The organism is Flavobacterium johnsoniae, assembly GCF_030388325.1.
Classification (GTDB): Bacteria; Bacteroidota; Bacteroidia; order Flavobacteriales; family Flavobacteriaceae; genus Flavobacterium; species Flavobacterium johnsoniae_C.
On the sequence record NZ_CP103794.1, the window covers coordinates 1,496,109 to 1,516,454 of the forward strand.

The 20,346-nt window shown below is 31.0% G+C and carries 17 protein-coding genes; 6 read left to right on the top strand and 11 right to left on the bottom strand.

Translation table 11 applies throughout. The features are described from left to right. Position 1: 1 nt before the first annotated feature. The 4 genes from NYQ10_RS06675 to NYQ10_RS06690 all read left to right on the top strand — a co-directional run bounded on the left by NYQ10_RS06675 (position 2) and on the right by NYQ10_RS06690 (position 3,387). Complete coding sequence (locus tag NYQ10_RS06675; protein WP_289879437.1) at positions 2-1,486, top strand: peptide MFS transporter; 1,485 nt, start codon at positions 2-4, stop codon at positions 1,484-1,486. A 47-nt stretch (positions 1,487-1,533) separates the two neighbouring features. After that, positions 1,534-2,001 (top strand): thioredoxin family protein, encoded by a 468-nt coding sequence (locus NYQ10_RS06680; RefSeq protein ID WP_289879438.1) that lies wholly within the window; start codon positions 1,534-1,536, stop codon positions 1,999-2,001. Positions 2,002-2,221: 220 nt separating this feature from the next. Then, entirely contained in the window at positions 2,222-2,674 is a 453-nt protein-coding gene (locus tag NYQ10_RS06685; RefSeq protein ID WP_289879439.1) for a thioredoxin family protein, read from the top strand. Between the two features lie 263 nt (positions 2,675-2,937). After that, complete coding sequence (locus NYQ10_RS06690; protein WP_289879440.1) at positions 2,938-3,387, top strand: thioredoxin family protein; 450 nt, start codon at positions 2,938-2,940, stop codon at positions 3,385-3,387. A 5-nt stretch (positions 3,388-3,392) separates the two neighbouring features. Here NYQ10_RS06690 and NYQ10_RS06695 read toward each other — a convergent pair whose 3' ends face one another. From NYQ10_RS06695 to surE, 5 genes are all read right to left on the bottom strand, one after another. Further along, complete coding sequence (locus NYQ10_RS06695; RefSeq protein ID WP_289879441.1) at positions 3,393-5,426, bottom strand: ComEC/Rec2 family competence protein; 2,034 nt, start codon at positions 5,424-5,426, stop codon at positions 3,393-3,395. 50 nt (positions 5,427-5,476) lie between these two features. Further along, positions 5,477-5,962 carry a C40 family peptidase gene (locus NYQ10_RS06700; protein ID WP_289879442.1) on the bottom strand — a complete coding sequence of 162 codons (486 nt, stop codon included), beginning with the start codon at positions 5,960-5,962 and terminating at the stop codon, positions 5,477-5,479. 16 nt (positions 5,963-5,978) lie between these two features. After that, complete coding sequence (gene lpxB, locus NYQ10_RS06705; RefSeq protein ID WP_289879443.1) at positions 5,979-7,094, bottom strand: lipid-A-disaccharide synthase; 1,116 nt, start codon at positions 7,092-7,094, stop codon at positions 5,979-5,981. 66 nt (positions 7,095-7,160) lie between these two features. Next, positions 7,161-7,430 carry a hypothetical protein gene (locus NYQ10_RS06710; protein ID WP_289879444.1) on the bottom strand — a complete coding sequence of 90 codons (270 nt, stop codon included), beginning with the start codon at positions 7,428-7,430 and terminating at the stop codon, positions 7,161-7,163. After that, the gene (gene surE / locus NYQ10_RS06715; protein WP_289879445.1) at positions 7,423-8,202 is read right to left on the bottom strand and encodes a 5'/3'-nucleotidase SurE; all 780 of its coding nucleotides are present in this window, start codon (positions 8,200-8,202) and stop codon (positions 7,423-7,425) included. Before surE ends, NYQ10_RS06710 begins: the two co-directional genes overlap by 8 nt. A 213-nt stretch (positions 8,203-8,415) precedes the next feature. On the opposite strand from surE, the gene NYQ10_RS06720 reads away from it, so the two are divergent. Further along, the gene (locus tag NYQ10_RS06720; RefSeq protein ID WP_289879446.1) at positions 8,416-10,602 is read left to right on the top strand and encodes a carboxy terminal-processing peptidase; all 2,187 of its coding nucleotides are present in this window, start codon (positions 8,416-8,418) and stop codon (positions 10,600-10,602) included. Between the two features lie 91 nt (positions 10,603-10,693). Next, entirely contained in the window at positions 10,694-11,497 is an 804-nt protein-coding gene (locus tag NYQ10_RS06725; RefSeq protein ID WP_289879447.1) for a DNA/RNA non-specific endonuclease, read from the top strand. On the opposite strand, the gene rpe is transcribed toward NYQ10_RS06725, so the two are convergent. The 6 genes from rpe to NYQ10_RS06755 all read right to left on the bottom strand — a co-directional run bounded on the left by rpe (position 11,474) and on the right by NYQ10_RS06755 (position 19,899). Further along, a complete protein-coding gene (rpe, locus tag NYQ10_RS06730; protein ID WP_289879448.1) occupies positions 11,474-12,136 on the bottom strand; it encodes a ribulose-phosphate 3-epimerase in 663 nt (220 codons plus the stop codon). The genes NYQ10_RS06725 and rpe overlap by 24 nt on opposite strands. 370 nt (positions 12,137-12,506) lie before the next feature. Next, positions 12,507-13,370, bottom strand: a complete 864-nt coding sequence (locus NYQ10_RS06735; protein ID WP_007804760.1) for a sigma-70 family RNA polymerase sigma factor — start codon at positions 13,368-13,370, stop codon at positions 12,507-12,509. A gap of 147 nt (positions 13,371-13,517) precedes the next feature. Continuing rightward, entirely contained in the window at positions 13,518-15,245 is a 1,728-nt protein-coding gene (locus NYQ10_RS06740; protein ID WP_289879449.1) for a hypothetical protein, read from the bottom strand. After that, positions 15,233-16,411 (bottom strand): DUF4249 domain-containing protein, encoded by a 1,179-nt coding sequence (locus NYQ10_RS06745; protein ID WP_289879450.1) that lies wholly within the window; start codon positions 16,409-16,411, stop codon positions 15,233-15,235. Before NYQ10_RS06745 ends, NYQ10_RS06740 begins: the two co-directional genes overlap by 13 nt. A 6-nt stretch (positions 16,412-16,417) precedes the next feature. Next, positions 16,418-19,165: a TonB-dependent receptor gene (locus NYQ10_RS06750; protein ID WP_289879451.1), complete on the bottom strand. Its 2,748-nt coding sequence runs from the start codon at positions 19,163-19,165 to the stop codon at positions 16,418-16,420. A gap of 17 nt (positions 19,166-19,182) precedes the next feature. Further along, entirely contained in the window at positions 19,183-19,899 is a 717-nt protein-coding gene (locus NYQ10_RS06755) for a hypothetical protein (RefSeq protein ID WP_289879452.1), read from the bottom strand. Positions 19,900-20,346 lie beyond the last annotated feature (447 nt).

Genomic DNA, 20,346 nt, shown 5'->3' on the forward strand with positions numbered 1-20,346 from the left:
TATGGAGAAGACAATTACTTTAGAAGAAATTCAAAATTTTGAGGGCAAGTATCCAAAGCAATTATGGTATTTGTTTTTAGTTGAAATGTGGGAACGTTTTTGTTTCTACGGAATGAGAGGAGTTTTAGCAGTTTTCATGGTAGATCAATTAGGTCTGGTTGAAGGAAAAGCAAATCTTCAATATGGAGCTGTGCAGGCTTTTGTTTATGCTTTTACGTTTATTGGAGGAATTTTTGCAGATAAGGTTTTAGGATTTAAAAAATCGCTTCTTTTTGGAGGAATCGTTATGATTTTGGGTAATTTGCTAATTGCTGCAAATCCGCACGATTTTTTTTATTACGGAATAACGCTTTCTATTATTGGAACGGGTTTTTTTAAGCCAAATGTTTCTTCAATGGTAGGAGAGTTATATCATGAAAATGATGGTCGTCGTGATGCAGGTTACGGATTATTTTATGCCGGAATTAATATTGGAGGAATGCTTGGTGGAGCAATTCCGATTTATTTAGGAAAAAATTATTCATGGAGTCTTTGTTTTCTTTCGGCAGCGATTGTTATGATAATTGGTGTTGTGACTTTTCTTTTAACGAAAAAACATTTAGCACCAATTGGAAATTCTCCATTAGAAAATCATGCTCCTAAAAAACGAAATCTTTATGAGATAGCCGTTTATGTAGGATCTTTTGCGGTAATTCCATTAGTTTACATGATGGTTATAAATTCTGATTTTACTGAGTATTTTATGTATACTATCGGAATTTTAGCATTAGTATATTTTTTATATGAATTGATATTGATAAAAGAAAGAAAGCAAAGACTTAAGTTCTTGGCTGCCTTTATCTTTATTTTTGCCTATTTTATGTTTATGGCAATTTCTGAGCAATCTGGAGGTTCGTTGTCATTGTTTGCAAAAGATAATTTGACGAATAAACTGTTGTTTTTTAATATCGATCCAAACGTGGTTAATAATAGTATAAACTCACTTTATGTTATTATTTTCAGTCCGTTATTAGGCTTTTTATGGATCTATATGTCTAAACGAAAAATAGAGCCAAATACAGTTATTAAATTTGGTTTGTCATTTATTTTGCTGGCAGCTGGTTTCTTTATCTTTTATGCAGCTAGATATTTTGTAAACCAAGACGGATTAAGTTCTCTAGATGTATTTGCTTTAGGGTATTTATTATATACACTTGGAGAATTATGTATCGGTCCAATCGGAATGTCGGTAATTACTAAACTGTCTCCAAAAAGATTATTCGGAATGATGATGGGATTATGGTTTCTTTCAAGCGCATTTGGTCAATTTGCAGCGGGTAAATTAGGTGCTGAAATGTCTGATGCAAATACAGGAACTACATTAATGTCTAAACTTATAGCTTATACAGACGGATATTATCAATTAGCGGTTTATGCATTAGTTGCAGGAATTGCGTTCATTGTTTTAACTCCGTTAATCAGAAGGTTAATGCAAGAAGTTAAATAATTATATCGTAATTAGTTTTTACATAAATTTGCAGAAAATTCCTCATTATGAAAAAAATAATACTTATTGCTTTCATTTTACTTGGAGCTATGAATCTTCAGGCACAAGAATTAAAATGGTACACAGATGTCAGAGAAGCAATTACTATTAGTAATAAAGAGCAAAAACCAATGTTAATGTTTTTTACAGGTAGTGATTGGTGCGGTTGGTGTATACGTTTACAGAATGAAGTTCTTAAGACAGAAGAGTTTAAAAAATGGGCCGCAACAAATGTAGTTTTAGTGGAATTAGATTACCCAAGAGCTGTTCCTCAAACGCCAGAACTTAAGAATCAAAATCTTGAATTACAGCAAGCTTTTGCAATTCAGGGTTTCCCGACAATTTTCTTCACCAGCGCAGAAGCTAAAGATGGAAAAGTTAATTTTAAGGGTCTTGGTAAAACAGGATATGTTGCTGGCGGACCATCTGCTTGGTTGACAGTTGCTGAAGGAATTGTTCATCCAAAGAAATCTTAACGAAAGATAAACTCATAAAATTTTATATAAAAGTCCCTTGTTTACGCAAGGGACTTTTTTTGTTTCGTAAGAAAATAATTTCAATTCAATATATAAATTATGATTTTTATATTTTATTGTTATTAAAAAAACATATAATGTATTTTTTGTGCTAATAAAAATTGGAAAATTAAAATATTATGTTAATTTCGTTTCGCTAATCTAACCAAAACCAATTAATATGGCCAAAAAACTACTTATCCTACTGTTTTTTTTGGGTTCATTTTTTATGCAAGCGCAAAATTTAGCATGGCGAACTAATATGACAGACGCAATTGCAATTAGTAATGAGCAAAAAAAACCAATGTTGATTTTATTCACTGCCTCAGGTGTACCAGACAATCTTCAAAACGAAATTTTTAAAACTCCTGATTTTGCCGTATGGTCGCGTGATAACGTGGTCTTAGTAAAATTAGATTTGTCAGACATGAATGCTTCTGATACTGATCGTGAACAGAATGTAAAATTGAAAAATGCATTCGGTGTAGAAGAACTTCCAGAAGTATGCTTTGCAATGGCATCAATTAGAAAAAACAAAACAACATTCAGTGCCCTAGGGAAAATCGCTTACAAACCTGGTGGAGCAAAAGCTTGGATTGCAGAATCGAATACGATTTTACATCCGCCTGAATAAAGATTTCATTTTAACTTTTATTTTAATTTTTTTTTGATACCTCTCTGTCCCGACGGAGAGGTATTTTTTTTATTTTTAAAAAAATATGAACAGAGAATTTGATTTTTTATCGCATCGTTTTTTAAAAAATTAATAAAATAAGTTTCGTATATTATCAAAGTGATTTTAATTATTAAATGAACATTTTTTGTTTGTTAAATAATTAATTTGATTTGGTTTTTATATTATTTTAGTCGCAATAACTTAACCAAAACCAATTTATTATGCTCCAAAAACTACTTATTTTAGTGCTCTTTTTGAGCTCTTTTTTCGTGCGTTCTCAAGATTTAGTTTGGAGAACAGATATTAATGATGCTGCTGTAGTAAGCTCAGAACAAAGAAAGCCATTATTCATTTTTTTTACGGGTCAAGGTGTTGGACAAAAATTTCAGAATGAAATTTTTGCTACCCGCGAATTTGAAAACTGGTCTCGTAAAAATGTTGTTTTAGTAAAACTTGATCTTTCAGATCCAACAGTTTCTGAAAACATCAAAGAACAGACATTACGATTGAAAAATGCTTTTGGAGTTCAACAAATTCCGCAAGTATGCATAACCGAAGTTTATTTAAGGAAAGGAAGGACAAGCTTCAATAAATTAGGTTTAATTTCTGATAATCTAGGAAGTATCAAATCATGGATAGATGCATGCAATTCGATGTTAAATCAAGAATAGCCCAATTAAAGTTTATAATATCCCTTTTCTTTTGTTGAATGAAAAGGGATATTTTTTTTGAGACAACTTTCTTTCCAATTTTTTTGAATAGAATTAGAATTTGATCCGTCTGCAATTATCATTTTAGGCTGTATTTTATTTAATAATCGGTCTAGATTTATTTTTGGGTTTTGTGTAATAATCAGTAAGTCTGGTGATAAATCAGAAGGATAAATTCCTGAACTGTCTATTATAAATATTTTTTTGTTTTTAAAATACAGCAAATTTTTTAAAGATTCAGTTTTACTTAAAGAAACCGAATTTCCAACTAGATAAGAATTTATAATTCTCTCATTTTGATTATTTTTAGATAATACATCTCTTTTATAAAACACAATGTTTCTTCCTGTACGAGTAGAAATTAAGGTGCTGTTTTTTTGGTTGTAAATAATAAATTCTTTTCCTCTTTCGATTTGAATTTTATAAATGATAAATGACAACTGCACTAAAATTAAAGAACTCATTACGAATATCATTTTGGTAAAATTTGTTTTTTTTAGCCATATAATACTGCTAATTATTAAAAGATAGAATGTTAGCAAATAATAAGAATTAAAACCAATATTTTTAATGACAAATGAATCTGCGGAAGCAACTGCGTGGATCATAAGATTTAGAAGATAAATGCTTTTTTCAAAAATCATTGTTATAAATAATGGCGGACTTTTAAAAATGGCAATTAACATTACAACAATTCCAGCAATCATTATAAAAGAAAGAACGGGAAGAATTATAATGTTGGTAACAAAGAATAAGCCAGGAAATTGATGAAAATAATAAAGGCACAGAGGCAAAGTGCCAATTTGAGCCGCAAAGGAAACGGTCAAAGCCTCCCAAATGTAATTTGTGAGTTTGTGTTTCGGTTTGTAAATATTCTTTAAAAGCGGCTGCAGCCAGATAATAAAAAACAACGCCAGATAACTTAACTGAAATCCGACATCAAATAAAAAATAGGGCTCAAATAATAATATTAGCAGAATTGAAACTAGTAAAGTATGATAAATATTGCCGTTTCTTCTTAAATGATTTCCAATTGCTACAAAAGAAAACATAACAACAGATCTTAAAACTGAAGGAGATAAACCCGAAATAATAGCAAATCCAGCTAAAGAAATTAAAATAGAAAACAGTTTAAAAAATGATCCTTTTTTTGTGTTTGGAATTGGTTTTAAAATAAAAGAAATAAAAAGCATTATAAAGCCAACATGCAATCCAGAAACTGATAAAATGTGCGTTGCACCAGAGTATTGATAATCTTGAATAATTTCTTGTGAAATTTCTTGCTGTTGTCCTAAAATCAGTGCAAGCGCTACATTCATTTCTTCTTTGTTGAATTTAGATTTTTCAAGGTTCAGAATGATTCGCGAATGTAGTTTGGCGCAATAATACCAAATGTCTTTTTGAATGATTTTGCTAACTGAAATTTCTCTTTTCTGGCAATAGATTTGAGCATAAATTTGTTTATCAGCCAAATATTTACTGTAATCAAATTGATTCGGATTTTTATTGGATTGATTGAGTTGTAAAACGGTCTCCATTTTAATGGTATTTCCAATTATCAAAGGATTTTTAGCGCTGTCTTTTTGAACATTGACAATTATTTTTCCTGAAAAATTCTTGTCTGAAATAGATTTTATTAACCCAATATAACGATCAGCGTAATCGTTGCTTTTTAGTTTTTCTCTAAGAATTAAAGTTACGGTTTGCTTCTTTTTAAATACACTTTCGCAATGTGTATAATTTGTTTTTTGGAGATTTTCTGTATGGCTTAATAAGGTAAAAATGCCGATTGAAAAAGCGAGAAAATAGGACGAAATCCCAAAAGGAAAATTATTTCTGCGGTATTTTAAATTCCACAAATAAGAAATACAAAATAAGGAAGATGAGAATAATAATATTATTGTTGCTAACGTAACGGAGCAATTAATATAATAAACGGTAATTATGCCTAGCAAAAAGGCGATTGTAATTTTTACTAACGGAAAATCTAATACTTTCATGGTCTAAAAGTATTAAATATTTGTAAGAAAAATAATAAAAAAAATGATTTTTATGGAAGGATTCTATTTATTTGCTCAAAGGCATTTTTATAATATGCTTCTTTTGTCGAAGAAATAATTACGCCTTTTGAAGTAGAAGAATGAACAAATTTTATTTCATCAGAATTGACTTCTGTAATAAGTCCGACGTGATTTATCTGTCTGCTTTTGTTGGTTTTAAAGAAAATCAAATCTCCTTTTCTTGCATCATTTAATGGAATCACTTTTCCAATTTTTGCCTGTTCATAAGAAGCTCTTGGCAGTGGTATATTTTCACTTTGAAAAGTAGTGTAAACCAACCCGGAACAATCAAAACCACTTCTTGTAGTTCCTCCGGCTTTATAACGAACACCAATATTGTCTGTTGCTTTTTCAATTAAATTGTTTACTAAAGCTCTATTTTCTTTTTTTGATTCGTTTTTGGTCGCAACCGCAGAAGTTGATTTACAAGAAGTAAAAGCAACGACTAAAACCAGAAAAATTATAATTCTTTTCAAGACGGAAGTTTTAAGTTTATTTTTTTAAATCGGCGACAATCAATTCTGCTGTTTTTTTACTAGCGCCAATTCCACCCAATTTTTGCTCTAAAATATCATAATTATGGAGCACTTTTTTACGATATTCTGGTTCTAATAATTTTTGAAGTTCTTCTTTAATTCGCTTTTTATTGCATTCTCTCTGAATTAATTCCGTCACAACTTCTTGATCCATAATTAAATTGACAAGAGAAATGTATTTTAAGGTAATAATGCGTTTTGCAATTTGATACGAAACTTCACTTCCTTTATAGCAAACTACTTCGGGAACTTTAAAAAGCGCCGTTTCAAGAGTTGCAGTTCCAGAAGTTACCAAAGCGGCAGTCGATGAACGAAGCAAATCGTAGGTTTTGTTAGAAACAAAAGCGATATTTTTATTTTTTAGAAATTGCTGATAGAACTCATATTCTTGACTTGGAGCACCAGCAATTACGAATTCGTAATCCTGAAAATCATCAACAACGCTCAACATTACGCTTAGCATTTTGGTGATTTCCTGTTTACGGCTTCCTGGTAAAACGGCGATAATTGGTTTTTCGCCTAAATTATTTTCTTTTCTAAATACAGTTTCATCGAATGCAGGCTGATTCTGAATGGCATCAATTAATGGATGTCCTACAAAATCTACTGGAAAATGATGTTTGTCTTCGTAAAAGCTTTTTTCGAAAGGCAGAATAACAAACATTTTATCAACATCCTGTTTGATTGCATTAATACGATTTTCTTTCCAAGCCCAAATTTGTGGAGAAATGTAATAATGTGTTTTGTATCCTAATTCTTTAGCCCATTTTGCAATTCGCATATTAAAACCTGGATAATCAATAAAAATGATTACATCTGGCTGAAATTCAGAAATATCCTTTTTGCAGATTTTGATATTGTTTAAAATGGTTTTCAAATTAAAAACAACTTCGATAAATCCCATAAAAGCCAATTCACGATAGTGTTTAACTAAAGTTCCGCCCACTTTTTGCATTAAATCGCCGCCCCAAAATCTAATTTCTGCTTCAGGATCTTCAACGTATAATGCTTTCATTAAGTTAGAACCGTGCAAATCTCCAGAAGCTTCTCCTGCAATTATGTAATATTTCATGTTGGTTTTTTTGAATGTGCTAAAGTTGTAATTCCGTATTAACGGCAACTTCGCAAAGATAAGGTTTTAAACAATTAATGTAGAAATTGCCAGTACAATCACGGCTAAAATTACGCCTCGAGCCATAAATTCTTTATTTCTTTTTAATAAAATGGCAAAAACGGCAAGATCTAAAAGTGTTCCTAAAGTTATGATTTTTCCGAGATATCCCTGTTCTTTTATAATTTGAAGTCCAGAGGAAATATCAAAATTGGTAAAAAAAGTAATGAATAAATAACTTCCTAAAAGTGCCGTAAAAATTCCGATTATAAAACCGATTCCTATTTCTTTAATCATTTAATTTCCAAGTGTTAAGTTGCTGAATGGAGTGATGTGCAGTTAAGTCAAACTGAACGGGAACGACTGAAACATAGCCGTTTTCTAATGCCCATTCGTCCGTATCTTCGCCTTTATCTTCATTGACAAATTTTCCGGCAAGCCAATAATAATCTTTTCCAAAAGGAGTTTGTCTTTTGTCAAATTTCTGAGCGTAATATGCTTTCGCTTGACGACAAACTTTAATTCCTTTTATTTCAGATTCTTTTAATTTTGGAAAATTGACATTTAAAACTACTCCAGGCGGAAGTTTATTAGCTAGAGTTTCTAAAGTAATTCTTTTTACAAAAGATTTAATTTGTTCAAAATCTGCATTCCAGTCAAAATCTAATAAAGAAAAACCAATCGATTGAATTCCTTCAATTCCTGCTTCTACCGCGGCGCTCATTGTTCCAGAATAAATTACATTTATAGAAGAATTAGAGCCGTGATTGATGCCCGAAACACACAAATCGGGTTTACGTTTTAAGATCTCATTTACCGCCAATTTTACACAATCTACAGGAGTTCCAGAACAGCTGTATTCGGCAATTTTGTCGTTTTCTTTTGAAATTTTGTCTAAAAATAAAGTATTATTGATTGTAATTGCATGCCCCATTGCGCTTTGGGGTTTGTCTGGAGCAACGACGATAACTTCGCCGATTGTTTCCATGACACTAATTAGTGCTCTAATTCCAGGAGCTAAAATACCGTCGTCATTCGTGACAAGGATTAGAGGTTTTTCGGCTTTCATTTTATGAATATTATGTGTAATTTTAACAATTGTAAGATTTTAAAAACAAATGTAGTGACAGATTCTTCGAGATAAGTCACAAATATTGTAAAATTTGTCAACTAAGTTAAAGAACTTTTTTGCGAATTAAACATTTTTATATCTTTAACAAAAAATTATCGTGACGTTAGCTATCGTGGCATAGTTTTTAACGTAACTTAGATTAAAAAATTGATGAATGCTATTATAAAGTTTATGAAAAGAAATTATAAGATAATTATAGCCGTGTTGTGCTTGTCGCTGACATTATTCGCTTTTAAGATGAATGCCGATAGGACAATTGATCCGGATCCGAACAGAGATAAAACACTTTTAGAATTATTAGCATTTGTTATTGAAAAAGGACATTACAGTCCAGCAGAAATAAATGACGAATTTTCAAAAGGTATTTTTAAAGATTATATTGATGCGTTAGATCCTTCAAAAAGATTCTTCCTCCAGTCTGATATTGATGAGTTTAAGCAATATGAATTAATGCTTGATGATCAATTTTTGAATAAAGATATCACGTTCTTCAACCTTACTTATACAAGATTGATGAAACGTATGGAAGAAAGCAAAAAACGTTATAAAACAATTTTAGCTCAGCCTTTTAATTACAATGTTGATGAAACTTTCAATGCTGATTATGAGAACATTCCGTATGCGAAAAACTTAACGGAAATCAATGAAAGATGGAGAAAACAAATTAAATTGTCTACACTTTCTTCTTTGGTAACGAAACAAAAAATTGAAGAAGAAAAGAAGAAAAAAGATCCTTCTTACAAGGAAAAAACTTTTGATGCTTTAGAAAAAGAAACACGCGAAAGTTCTTTAAAATCTTTAGATGACAACTTTAGTGTTATTAAAGATTTAAATAGAGAATATTGGTTTTCAGTGTATTTGAATTCAATTATGGCTCGTTTTGATCCACATACAAGCTATTTTGCTCCTGAAGAAAAAGATCGTTTTGATGTAAATATCAGTGGTAAATTGGAAGGAATCGGAGCTCGTTTGACTAAGAAAAATGATTTCACTCAAATTGATGAATTAATTTCTGGAGGTCCAGCTTGGAAAGGAAAACAACTAGAAGCTGGAGATTTAATCTTGAAAGTTGCTCAAGGAAACGAAGAGCCAGTTGACGTTGTTGGAATGCGTTTGGATGATGTTGTAAAGAAAATTAAAGGTCATAAAGGAACTGAAGTGAAACTTACAGTTAAAAAAGTTGACGGTTCTATCAAAGTTATTTCAATCATTCGTGATGTTGTAGAAATTGAAGAAACATACGCTAAATCTAGTATTGTTGAGAAAAACGGTTTAAAATATGGTGTAATTTATCTTCCGAAATTCTATATCGATTTTGAAAATAAAGACGGACGTGATGCAGGAAAAGATATCGCGCTTGAAGTAGAAAGATTGAAAAAGGAAAATGTTAACGGAATTGTTTTAGACGTTCGTGATGACGGTGGAGGATCTCTTTCTACAGTAGTTGATATTGCTGGTTTATTTATCGAAGAAGGGCCAATTGTTCAGGTAAAATCTGCAGGTAAAAAGAAAGAAGTTTTATACGATAAAGACAAAAAAATCGAATGGGATGGTCCGTTGGTAATTATGGTAAACAGTTTCTCTGCTTCGGCATCTGAGATTTTGGCTGCTGCAATTCAAGATTATAAACGTGGAATTATTATCGGAAGTAAACAAACTTACGGTAAAGGAACTGTACAAAACGTATTAGATTTAAATCAGTTTGTTCGTAATGCAAACTATGGAGATCTTGGAGCTTTGAAAATTACAGGTCAAAAATTCTACAGAATTAATGGAGGTTCAACTCAATTAGAAGGTGTTCATAGTGATGTTGTTATGCCAGATCGTTATGCTTACCTAAAAATGGGAGAAAGAGATATTGATAATGCAATGCCTTGGGATAAAATTGATCCAGCAGACTACAATACTTGGACTTCTAGTGAAAACTTCAATAAAGCGATTTTAAACAGTAAAAATAGAATTGCTCAAAATGCTCAATTCAAATTAATTGAAGACAATGCAAAATGGATTGATGTTAAGAACAAAGAAAACACGTACAGCTTGAATATTAAGAGTTTTAAAGAAACTCAAGAGCAAGTTGAAAACGAAGGAAAAAAATATAAACCAATTTCTGATTATAAAAACAGCTTAGTTTTTAAATCTCTTCCGTATGAAGACGCAGAAACAGCTAATGACGCAGCTTTAAAAGAAAAAAGAGATGCTTGGCATCAAGCTTTATCTAAAGACGTTTATGTTGAAGAAGCTTTAAATGTTTTGGATGATTTACAAACAAAAGGATTGGTGAAAAATAACGTTGTTTCTCCTAAAATGAAAAAGGATAAACTAGTGAAGTCTTAAATTCAAAAAGAATTTAATTTGTTTAAAAACGCTCTATAAATTTTAATTTATGGAGCGTTTTTTTGTATGTTTATCTCTTAATTAATATTCTATGAAAAGTTGTATAGCTTTAGTTTTGATCGGTTTTGCGTTATTATCTTGTAAAAAAGAAAACGTAGAAATCAAAGAAAATCCAGAAATAAAAGAAAGTGTAGTCAAAAACACACTTGTTCCTTTCGTAGAAAATTCCATTAGTAAAGATTCTTTGTATACTGTCGCTTATCTTCCAACATCAACAACAAAGCAAATAGTAAAGCATAAATATTATACACTTTCTTACAATGAAAAGTTTGAGCAGGCCGAATGGGTGGCTTATGAGTTGAAAAAGAGTTACTTGAAAAGCTACGATTTTAAAAGACCTTATTTTGTTGAAGATCCAAAAGTAACAACTGGTTCTGCAGATTGGAGAAATTATAAAAAATCAGGTTATGATAAGGGACATCTTTGCCCTGCTGGAGATATGGAATTTAGCAGAGAGGCTTACAATGACACTTTTTATACGTCGAATATTTCTCCGCAGAAAAAAGAATTTAATGCTGGAATCTGGAATAGAATAGAGCAGAAGACTCGTTATTGGGCTGGAAAATATAATGATATTTACGTTGTAACAGGCGGAATTGCAAAAGATTCAGACAAAAAAATAGGAACAGAAGAAGTTGCTGTTCCTAAATATTTCTATAAAATTGTTTTAGCTAAATCGGGTAAAGAACATAAAGCGATTGCATTTTTAGTTCCAAATGAAAAAAGCGACAAATCTATTTATGATTTTGTAGTTCCGATTGAAACTTTAGAAAAAATGACTGGAATTGATTTCTTTCCGAACCTTAAAAACTTAAAAAGTAGTAAGGACTTTTAAATCTGCAATAGTTTCTGTTGGATTTTCGGCTCTAAAAACAAAGCTTCCAGCAACTAAAACATCTGCGCCAGCTTCTACTAGTTGTTTAGCATTTTTGCTGGTTACACCACCGTCAATTTCAATTAAAGTTGATGCATTTTTACGAGTAATCAAAGCTTTTAGTTTTTTGACTTTATCATAAGTGTTTTCAATGAATGATTGTCCGCCAAATCCTGGGTTTACGCTCATAATGCAAACAACATCAATATCGTTTATAACGTCTTCTAATAAATCAACATTTGTATGCGGATTCATTGCTACTCCAGCTTTCATTCCTTCTGCTTTAATCGCCTGTAGTGTTCTGTGAAGATGTGTGCAAGCTTCGTAATGTACAGTTAATCCATTTGCTCCTAAATCTGCAAAAGTTTTAATGTAGCGATCTGGATCGATAATCATTAAATGTACATCGATATATTTTTTTGCGTGTTTAGAAATTGCTTCTAAAACTGGCATTCCAAAAGAAATGTTAGGTACAAAAACTCCGTCCATAATATCGATATGAAACCAATCAGCTTGACTGCTATTAATCATTTCGACATCACGTTGTAAATTGGCAAAATCTGCTGCAAGAACTGAAGGAGCTATAAATGTATTTTTCATTGTATTTCTTGTGTGTTATTTTTATTGTAAAGATAAAGTTTAACCGCAAAGAGCGCAAAGGTTTTTCGCAAAGTTCGCAAAGTTTCTGTTTTGAAATTATTTGAGAAAACAAAGTTCGCAAAGCTTTGAGAACTTTGTCTTACTGTATATGCTTAAATAAAATCTTCGTGAACTTTGCGAAAAACCTTTGTGCACTTCGCGTTAAAAAGAAAAAGATAAAAATAAAAAACTCCGGTAATCAGCCGGAGTTTCAATCATCAATCAAAAAACGAACAGTCAATCAAACTGTTGTTTGCGTTACAAAGGTTTCATGTTTGTGTCTCAAGTTACGAAAAGCAACCTGAAATTTTAAACTTGAAACAAATATTGTTTATCCTAAATAAGTTTTAAGGATTTTACTTCTAGAAGTGTGTTTCAATCTACGGATTGCTTTTTCTTTAATTTGACGAACACGCTCACGAGTTAAGTCGAAAGTTTCTCCAATTTCTTCAAGAGTCATTGGGTGCTGATCGCCAAGACCAAAATACAAACGTACAACATCTGCCTCTCTTGGCGTTAATGTTTCTAAAGAACGTTCGATCTCAGTACGAAGAGATTCGTGAATTAATTCTCTATCAGGATTTGGAGATTCTCCAGAACGTAATACGTCATAAAGGTTAGAATCTTCTCCTTCAACAAGAGGAGCATCCATAGATAGGTGACGTCCAGAGTTTTTCATAGACTCTTTTACGTCGTTTACAGTCATGTCAAGTTCTTTTGCAATTTCCTCAGCAGAAGGTGGACGCTCGTTAGATTGCTCTAATAAAGCGTACATTTTGTTGATTTTATTGATAGAACCAATTTTGTTTAATGGTAAACGTACAATACGAGATTGTTCAGCTAGAGCTTGAAGAATCGATTGACGAATCCACCATACAGCGTAAGAAATGAATTTGAAACCACGAGTTTCATCAAAACGTTGAGCTGCTTTAATTAAACCTAAGTTTCCTTCATTAATTAAATCCGGAAGAGTTAATCCTTGATTTTGATATTGTTTAGCCACAGATACTACGAAACGTAGGTTGGCTTTTGTTAGTTTTTCTAAAGCTCTTTGATCACCAGCCTTTATTCTTTGTGCTAATTCTACCTCTTCATCAGCGGTAATTAGGTCAACTTTTCCAATTTCTTGTAGATATTTATCTAACGATGCAGTTTCACGATTAGTTACCTGCTTGGTGATTTTAAGTTGTCTCATGTTGTTGTCTCCCTATTTTTTTAAAGTGTACAAATGGTTATACGTAAGGAGTGTCAAAAAAGTTACAATTAATTTGAAAAATATTTTAAAAAAAATCCGATACGACCAAAAAGTACCGGATTTTACATTGATTTTTTTTGTAAAATATTAATTTACAGCATTATCAGTAATGGTGATAAATTCTTTAATAAAAACAGATTTGCCACTTTCTGAAAATCCTTCAAGAACAATTTCGAACTTACCAGAAACATCTGAAGTGTAAAAGCTTAATTTTTGATCTTTAAGATTTACATTCGGATTCCACAACAACTGATGCCTGTAATCAGGAATTCTGTCATTTTTTTCTTTAATGTAATCAGGGCGAAAATATTCTTTTTTAATTTCTGGTCTTAACAATTGTGGTCTGGTAATAAAACGGCCTTTTAGTTTGGTGTCATAATTTCCTTCTTTAGTAGTATAAGTCAGAAGTCCGTTAAATGAATTCGCTCCATAATAATAAAGACCGCTAACGACGTTTACCTTTTCAATTTTTTTCGGATTGTAGGCAAAAAGCTCATTTAAATCCTCAATTACAAGTCCGTCAACAGTAACAAGTACTGGCAATGTAGATTCATAATTCGCATCATTATCAGGAACATGAATCGAATAATTATTTTTAGTTTTTGTAAAATAAACCCCCTTTACAATTTCTGTAATGGTTTCTTCCATTGTTTTAAATCTGGTATAATCGTCTAAAATATATTCGGTAGATAAACTTCCAAAAAAAGGAACACTGTCTTTTAGATTTACAATACTGTCTTTTTTGACATTATAATAGGCATTTTCGATCTGGCTTGAAACCATTCTTTCGCTAATGTTATTTTTAGAATCTAAGTTGAATTGAAGATTTGTAAATTCCAGTTTCGAAAAATCTGCCGTAATATCTTTGTCTACTTCAATTGTATATTCATTTTTGTTTTCTTCAATCACCTGAACAATAATGTTTGTGCTTGAGTTTGATTTATCAAGGTTAAAAATAAATCTTCCCTGATCATCTGTTTTTGTAAATCTTAATTCAGAATTTTTATCAACAATAGAAAGTGCTATTTTTTTATTTTTAATATCGGCAGAAGAAGAGGTTATTTTTCCTGTAATCAGCTCGCCTCTTAATTCTGGCAATATCAAAACGTTATTTTTAAGTGGAGCAGCTACAATATCTTTTCTGCTATCTTTTGTTTGGTCAAATCCGTTTTTGTTTTGACTAACAAAACCATCTGTTTTTCTTATAGAAAGACTGTATTTTCCGTTTAAGAAATCTTCAGATTCAGTTTTTATGGTAAGAGGAACTTCTTGGCGACTATTGTATGTTTTATTTTTTAAATCAAAAGAAATAAAATTGTTGGCTACAGTAGAGGTGGCAGAGTTTTCAGTTTGTACGGCTGGTTGATTAGGAATTTCTTTATATGGATTTAAGATATAAAGATCGATATTGAAAAAATTTTCAGCATCTTTATTCAACATCCATTTCGTGTATCCAATTAATTTATAATTGCCAGATTCAAGAGTTGTTGGCAAAAAGAAATCTCCATTTCCTGTTCCATCTTTAAGGAATATTTTATGTCTAAAAACACTTTTTTTGTTGCTGTCTACTAATTCTATATAAGCAGTTTTGCTTTGCGTTTTTGTGCTTTGAGTAGTGTTGTCTATACAGAAGACTTTATACAATAAAGTTTCTCCAGTTAAATAAGAACTGGTATTGGCGCTGATATAAATGGACTCATTTAAGGTTTTGTCGATTCTATTCAGTTCCGTTGGCGAATTAAGATTTTGGGCAGTTAAAATCTGTCCAGAACTTATTAATAAAGCTGAAAATACGATGTGTTTTAATCTATCCAAAATGAAGGTTTTATGTTTGATGCAAAAGAGGTACAGTCGCCACATTGAATATCATATAAGATAATTGGTGTGTCTTGAGTAGGGTAGTAAGATTTAGTTCCTGATCGAACCAATTCTATTGCCGTACTTGATGTCAAATCGAAGATGTATCTGTAGGCTTCTTCTTCTGGGATCACAGCCGGACAATTGTATTGATATTCGGGTTGTTCTTTTCCTGGGAGTATATCCTTAAAGTTGAAAAACAATCTTTTTGTGGAAACAGAAGAAACATTAAAAAAACCAATTACTTTTTCATTCGGATTGTCTACTGAGGTCAGATTTCCGTAAAAAAAGCCTGGCTGAGTCTGAGAAAGTATGCTTCCTGAATTGGATATTTCATTTAATGTTTCATAAAAAGTTTGAGCAGCCAAATTTTGAACATATTGTTTTACTAAAATACTATATCTGTTTCTGATTATTACATCTTTTGAATCTATAAAACGAACGGGAAAATTAACAACTTTATCTTCACTCAATTTACTGGTGTTGGTAAGTAGTAGTTCTTTTGAAGATTGGTTTAGATAACATACTCTCGCTTCTTCTACACGGTCAACCAATTCAATTGCACCATTTACAACTACTGCTTTTTTTGCGTACCAATATGGAGCAATTACTTTGTAAGTTTCCTCATATTCATATCTGTAATATTTAGAAGAGTTTGTAGGATCTGTGCTATTTACCGTAATTTCTACGCCTAACTCACCATTTTTGGTAACCGCAGTGGCTTGCAGGTTTTCAATTTCCGTTTGTGTCGGCATTTTTTCGGTAGTTGAAATATAAGAGTGGCCGTCTTTAGTGCGAACATGTAGCTGGTAACTTCTGTCTGCAGTTGCCTGAAATTGATTGATAGAAGTGTAGGTTTGATTGTTTTCTTGAAAATCGTATTTGTTTCCAATATCGTCTGTAATATAAACTTCCGCTTGACTTTCAAATCTTGGAGCACTTTCTTCTAAAGTGTAAGTTCTTGAAATTTTAATTTGTTGATTTTTTAATTCGTTAGTAATATTTGCTTCAATTACCACTAAGTCTTCAAATTCATTTGCTTGGTAAGCATATGGTGTAGTGCATCCAAAAATAGAAGCTAGTGTTAATGTTATAAGGAATCTTAAGAGTATGATTTTTTTCATAACTATTTAGAATTTAAAATTGTAAGTAATTGTTGGTATTGGCACAGCAAAAATGGAAGTTTTGTATGCTTTGATTTCGCCATTGTTTGTTACAAAAAAGATTGAATATGGATTATTTCTTCCTAAAAGATTATAAACGGAAATATTCCAAAAACTATGGGCTAATTTTTTTATTTTATGATTTCCTTCAATGTTTAATCCAACATCTAATCTGTAATAATCTGGTATTCTAAATTGATTACGGTCGCTATAAAGAGTATATTCGGCTCCATTATAGTAATATTTTCCAATAGGATAAGTGATAGGTCTTCCTGTCTGATATACAAAGTTAGATGAAAAACTGTATCGATGCGTAATTTTGTAATTCATGACTATGCTTAGATCATGAGGTTTATCAAAATTGGTAGGGAAAAATTTTCCGTTGTTTACCTTTTCATCATTAAACTGACTGTCAAGTTTTATGAAGGTTCTAGAATAAGTATAACCAATCCATCCGTTAAGTCTTCCAATTGATTTTCTTATTAAAAGTTCAATTCCGTAAGCTTTTCCATCGCCTTGAAGTAATTCAGTTTCTAAATCTTGGTTTAAAAGTATTTGAGAACCTGTTTTATAATCTAATACATTTTTAGATGTTTTGTAATAGCCTTCAAGACTGACTTCTAAATCTTTATAGTCAAGATTTTTAAACAATCCTACAGAGTATTGTCGCCCGCTTTGAGGTTTAACATTTAAGTCGGATAATTTCCAAGTATCAGTTGGAGATTGTGTTGTGTTATTGGTAAGAAGATGTATGTACTGATAATTTTGGTCAAAACCTGCTTTTAAATAAAGGCTTTCGTCAATAATATATCGAAGACCAATTCTTGGTTCAAATCCTCCAAAAGTTTTAATTACTTCATTGTTTCCGTATGTTTTTTCTTCAATTACAGTTGATTGTGTCTTCGGAACACCGTCCTGATATACTTTTTGAGTTGATGGTCCAAGTGCAGCAAAAAGAGAATAACGAGCTCCTAAATCAAGAAGTAATTTTTCGGAAATCTTAAATTTATCTGAGAAATATACAGCCGATTCTAAACCTTTTTCATGTTCTATATCAATAGGATTAACTAGTGAATTATCTCCGTTCGGTGTTAATTGTCCCGGATTTATCTTATATAGTTTGCTTGCTATTCCGTAAGTGAATTTATGGTTGCTGTTGAATTCAGTATTGAATTTTAAATTCCCTTGTGTTTCGTTTATTTTATATTTTAAAATAAAAGATTCTGGATTGATTGCACTGTAGTCAATACTATATTTATATTCACTATTGGTAAAATTCAGCTCGCTGTTATTTTTTTCATTAAAAGTGTGTTTCCATTTCAAAGAAACCATTCTGTTGCTATACGTGTATAAAGAATCTGGTGTAATATTGTATTTGTCTTTACTGAAATAACCAGAACCTTCTACCGAATTATTTTTGTTTATTTTATGTGTATATTTTGCATACAAATCATAAAATGAAGCTTTACTATTTTTTAAATTTTCATCCTCTAGAGATTTAAGAATCCAGTCAGAATAAGTTGCTCTTCCTGCAACCATTAAGCTGGCTTTTTCTTTTACAATAGGAATAGAAGCTGTCAGGTTGCTTGTAACAGGTCCGATACCTCCTTCACCTGAAAATTTCTCTGTATTACCATTTTTTGAGATAATATCAAATACAGAAGATAATCTTCCTCCATATTGAGGTGGAATTCCTCCTTTGTAAATATCAACTCTGTTAATTGTGTAAGGGTTTATAGCACTGAAAAAACCAAAAAGATGCGAAGGATTGTAAATAGTTCCGTTATCTAGTAACATTAAATTCTGATCTTCTTTACCTCCACGAACATTAAATCCAGACGAGCCTTCGCCGGTAGATTTGACCCCAGGAATAGTAAGTGCAATTTTTAGGACATCTCTTTCTCCTAAAACCAACGGAACCGTTTTAACTCCTTCTGCTTCAATAGTAGTAACTCCCGTTATGGCAGTTCTTACGTTTTGGCTATTTTTACTTTTTACCAAAACTTCATCAAGCTGATTGATTTTTTCAATAATCGTAAAATCTAATGTTCCGTTACTGTAAATCATGATTTTTCGAGATGCTGTATTGTATAGCACCGATCCAACTTCAATAGTGCTTAAGCCTGTCGGAATTTTCAAGGTATAAAAACCTTCGGCATTAGTAACTGTGCTTATGGAAGTGTTTTTTACCCTTACATTTATGTCTGAAAGAGGTTTTTGATCTTTCAAATCTGTAATATGTCCCGAAAGGATGTATATGTCTGAATTTGAGTCTGTTTCTGAATCTGTTGTTTCTTTTCCGATCAATTCAACAGGAGCAGAAACCATTTTTTGATTTTTCTGAACCGAGTCATATTGTTGGAAAAATATCGGTGCATTTGAATTTTTAGTAGTATTCAATTTGCTGTAAATAATACTGTTTTTGGTAAGGATAATTTTGTTTTTATCCATAAAAAAATTCAAATCGGTGTCTTGTAAAACCTTAGTCAAAACATCCTGAACAGGCTTATTTTGGTAGTCGCCTGAAATTAAAACATTCTGGTCGAACCATTCTTCTTGAAAGTAAAATTTATAATGGCTAGCAGCTTCAATTTGTTTTAAAGCTTCAATTCTGTTGATGTTACTGAATTTTATGCTTACTGTATTTTGCTGATTTTGTGAATGCACTAAAAAATTAAAACCAAAAAAAAGTAAAAGGATTGTAAATATTCTCATTGCGTAATTTTCAAGCTTTAATTATTAATGTAAATCATTAAGTTTTTTATAAATAGTGGCAGATTTTCTTTTCTTATCTTACTATTCATCAAATAATAATCGTTTATTTTTCTTTTTCTGTCTGGGAATAAGCTAATAATTGCCTTTTTATCTTTGATAAGATTTAATTTGTTTTCCTTAAGAAGAATAAACTCGTTGGCAGGAATATATTCTATCTGATTAATTTCAACGTTATTAAGTTTATTTTTCTCCTTTAAATATTTTATATAAAGAGTAGTGGTGTTGTTAATGACTGTTTCTTGGTAAAAGCCACCTTTGAAAACAGAAGGAAGATTTTTCAGATTTACAAATTTTTCATCATTTATTGTAAAACTGTTAACATGCTCTTTTACTAGATTTATTCTAGTGTTATTATCCTCAATATAAGGATTTAAAATTAGTTCATCTCTGTAGATGTCATATTTGAGAAGTAAATCGAAATAATTTTGATTATTATAACAGATATTTCCTTTTGTAAAATTATCTGCTTGATAATACCTGTTTTGATTGTTTACGGTTTTGTCATAATTAAAATGAGCTGGGCCATTTTTGATATCTAGAGATTCAATGCCTAAATTTTTATCTAGCCATTTATAGATCTCTTTTTCTTTAGAATTTTGACTCTGAATGCAGTGATTGTTTAGTAATAATCCAATTATTAGAATGAATAAGGATTTTTTTTGTAAATTCTTCAACAGATTAAGGTTTTTATAGTTTTTGGTTTTGGTTGTTTCCAAAAATAGATAAAAAATGTAAGTAATATAACTTAATAGTGTTAAAATGTAATAAAATATGTATTTTTAGTATAAAAAACGGATAGTTTGATTTTAAAATTTTGAAGAAATAAAAAGGGATTTCCAAAATTTTGAAAATTTAAACGTTTCTGGGCTTAGTGCATTTCTTTCTAAAATAAAAGATCAAATTAAGAATTGATTTTTATTACTGCTTAATCTTGTTTTTTCAGAATTTACATTTCTCAAAAACAATCTCAAAATTCATATGATGATTATTAAAGAGTTTATGCTGAAGTTGCTTTTGTGCAACCAATCAAATATTTGGAATTGTTTATCAGTAATAATAGATACTTAAAAACCCCAATTCAACTAAATGAATTGGGGTTTTCTATGAATAAACCTTTAGTA

Excerpts from the sequence above, each read along its gene's own strand:
- NYQ10_RS06710 (WP_289879444.1), bottom strand. The coding sequence starts at position 7,430 with ATGATTAAAGAAATAGGAATCGGTTTTATAATCGGAATTTTTACGGCA.
- NYQ10_RS06750 (WP_289879451.1), bottom strand. The coding sequence starts at position 19,165 with ATGAGAATATTTACAATCCTTTTACTTTTTTTTGGTTTTAATTTTTTA.
- NYQ10_RS06720 (WP_289879446.1), top strand. The coding sequence starts at position 8,416 with ATGAATGCTATTATAAAGTTTATGAAAAGAAATTATAAGATAATTATA.
- rpe (WP_289879448.1), bottom strand. The coding sequence starts at position 12,136 with ATGAAAAATACATTTATAGCTCCTTCAGTTCTTGCAGCAGATTTTGCC.
- lpxB (WP_289879443.1), bottom strand. The coding sequence starts at position 7,094 with ATGAAATATTACATAATTGCAGGAGAAGCTTCTGGAGATTTGCACGGT.
- NYQ10_RS06735 (WP_007804760.1), bottom strand. The coding sequence starts at position 13,370 with ATGAGACAACTTAAAATCACCAAGCAGGTAACTAATCGTGAAACTGCA.
- surE (WP_289879445.1), bottom strand. The coding sequence starts at position 8,202 with ATGAAAGCCGAAAAACCTCTAATCCTTGTCACGAATGACGACGGTATT.
- NYQ10_RS06695 (WP_289879441.1), bottom strand. The coding sequence starts at position 5,426 with ATGAAAGTATTAGATTTTCCGTTAGTAAAAATTACAATCGCCTTTTTG.
- NYQ10_RS06685 (WP_289879439.1), top strand. The coding sequence starts at position 2,222 with ATGGCCAAAAAACTACTTATCCTACTGTTTTTTTTGGGTTCATTTTTT.
- NYQ10_RS06690 (WP_289879440.1), top strand. The coding sequence starts at position 2,938 with ATGCTCCAAAAACTACTTATTTTAGTGCTCTTTTTGAGCTCTTTTTTC.
- NYQ10_RS06675 (WP_289879437.1), top strand. The coding sequence starts at position 2 with ATGGAGAAGACAATTACTTTAGAAGAAATTCAAAATTTTGAGGGCAAG.
- NYQ10_RS06680 (WP_289879438.1), top strand. The coding sequence starts at position 1,534 with ATGAAAAAAATAATACTTATTGCTTTCATTTTACTTGGAGCTATGAAT.
- NYQ10_RS06725 (WP_289879447.1), top strand. The coding sequence starts at position 10,694 with ATGAAAAGTTGTATAGCTTTAGTTTTGATCGGTTTTGCGTTATTATCT.
- NYQ10_RS06745 (WP_289879450.1), bottom strand. The coding sequence starts at position 16,411 with ATGAAAAAAATCATACTCTTAAGATTCCTTATAACATTAACACTAGCT.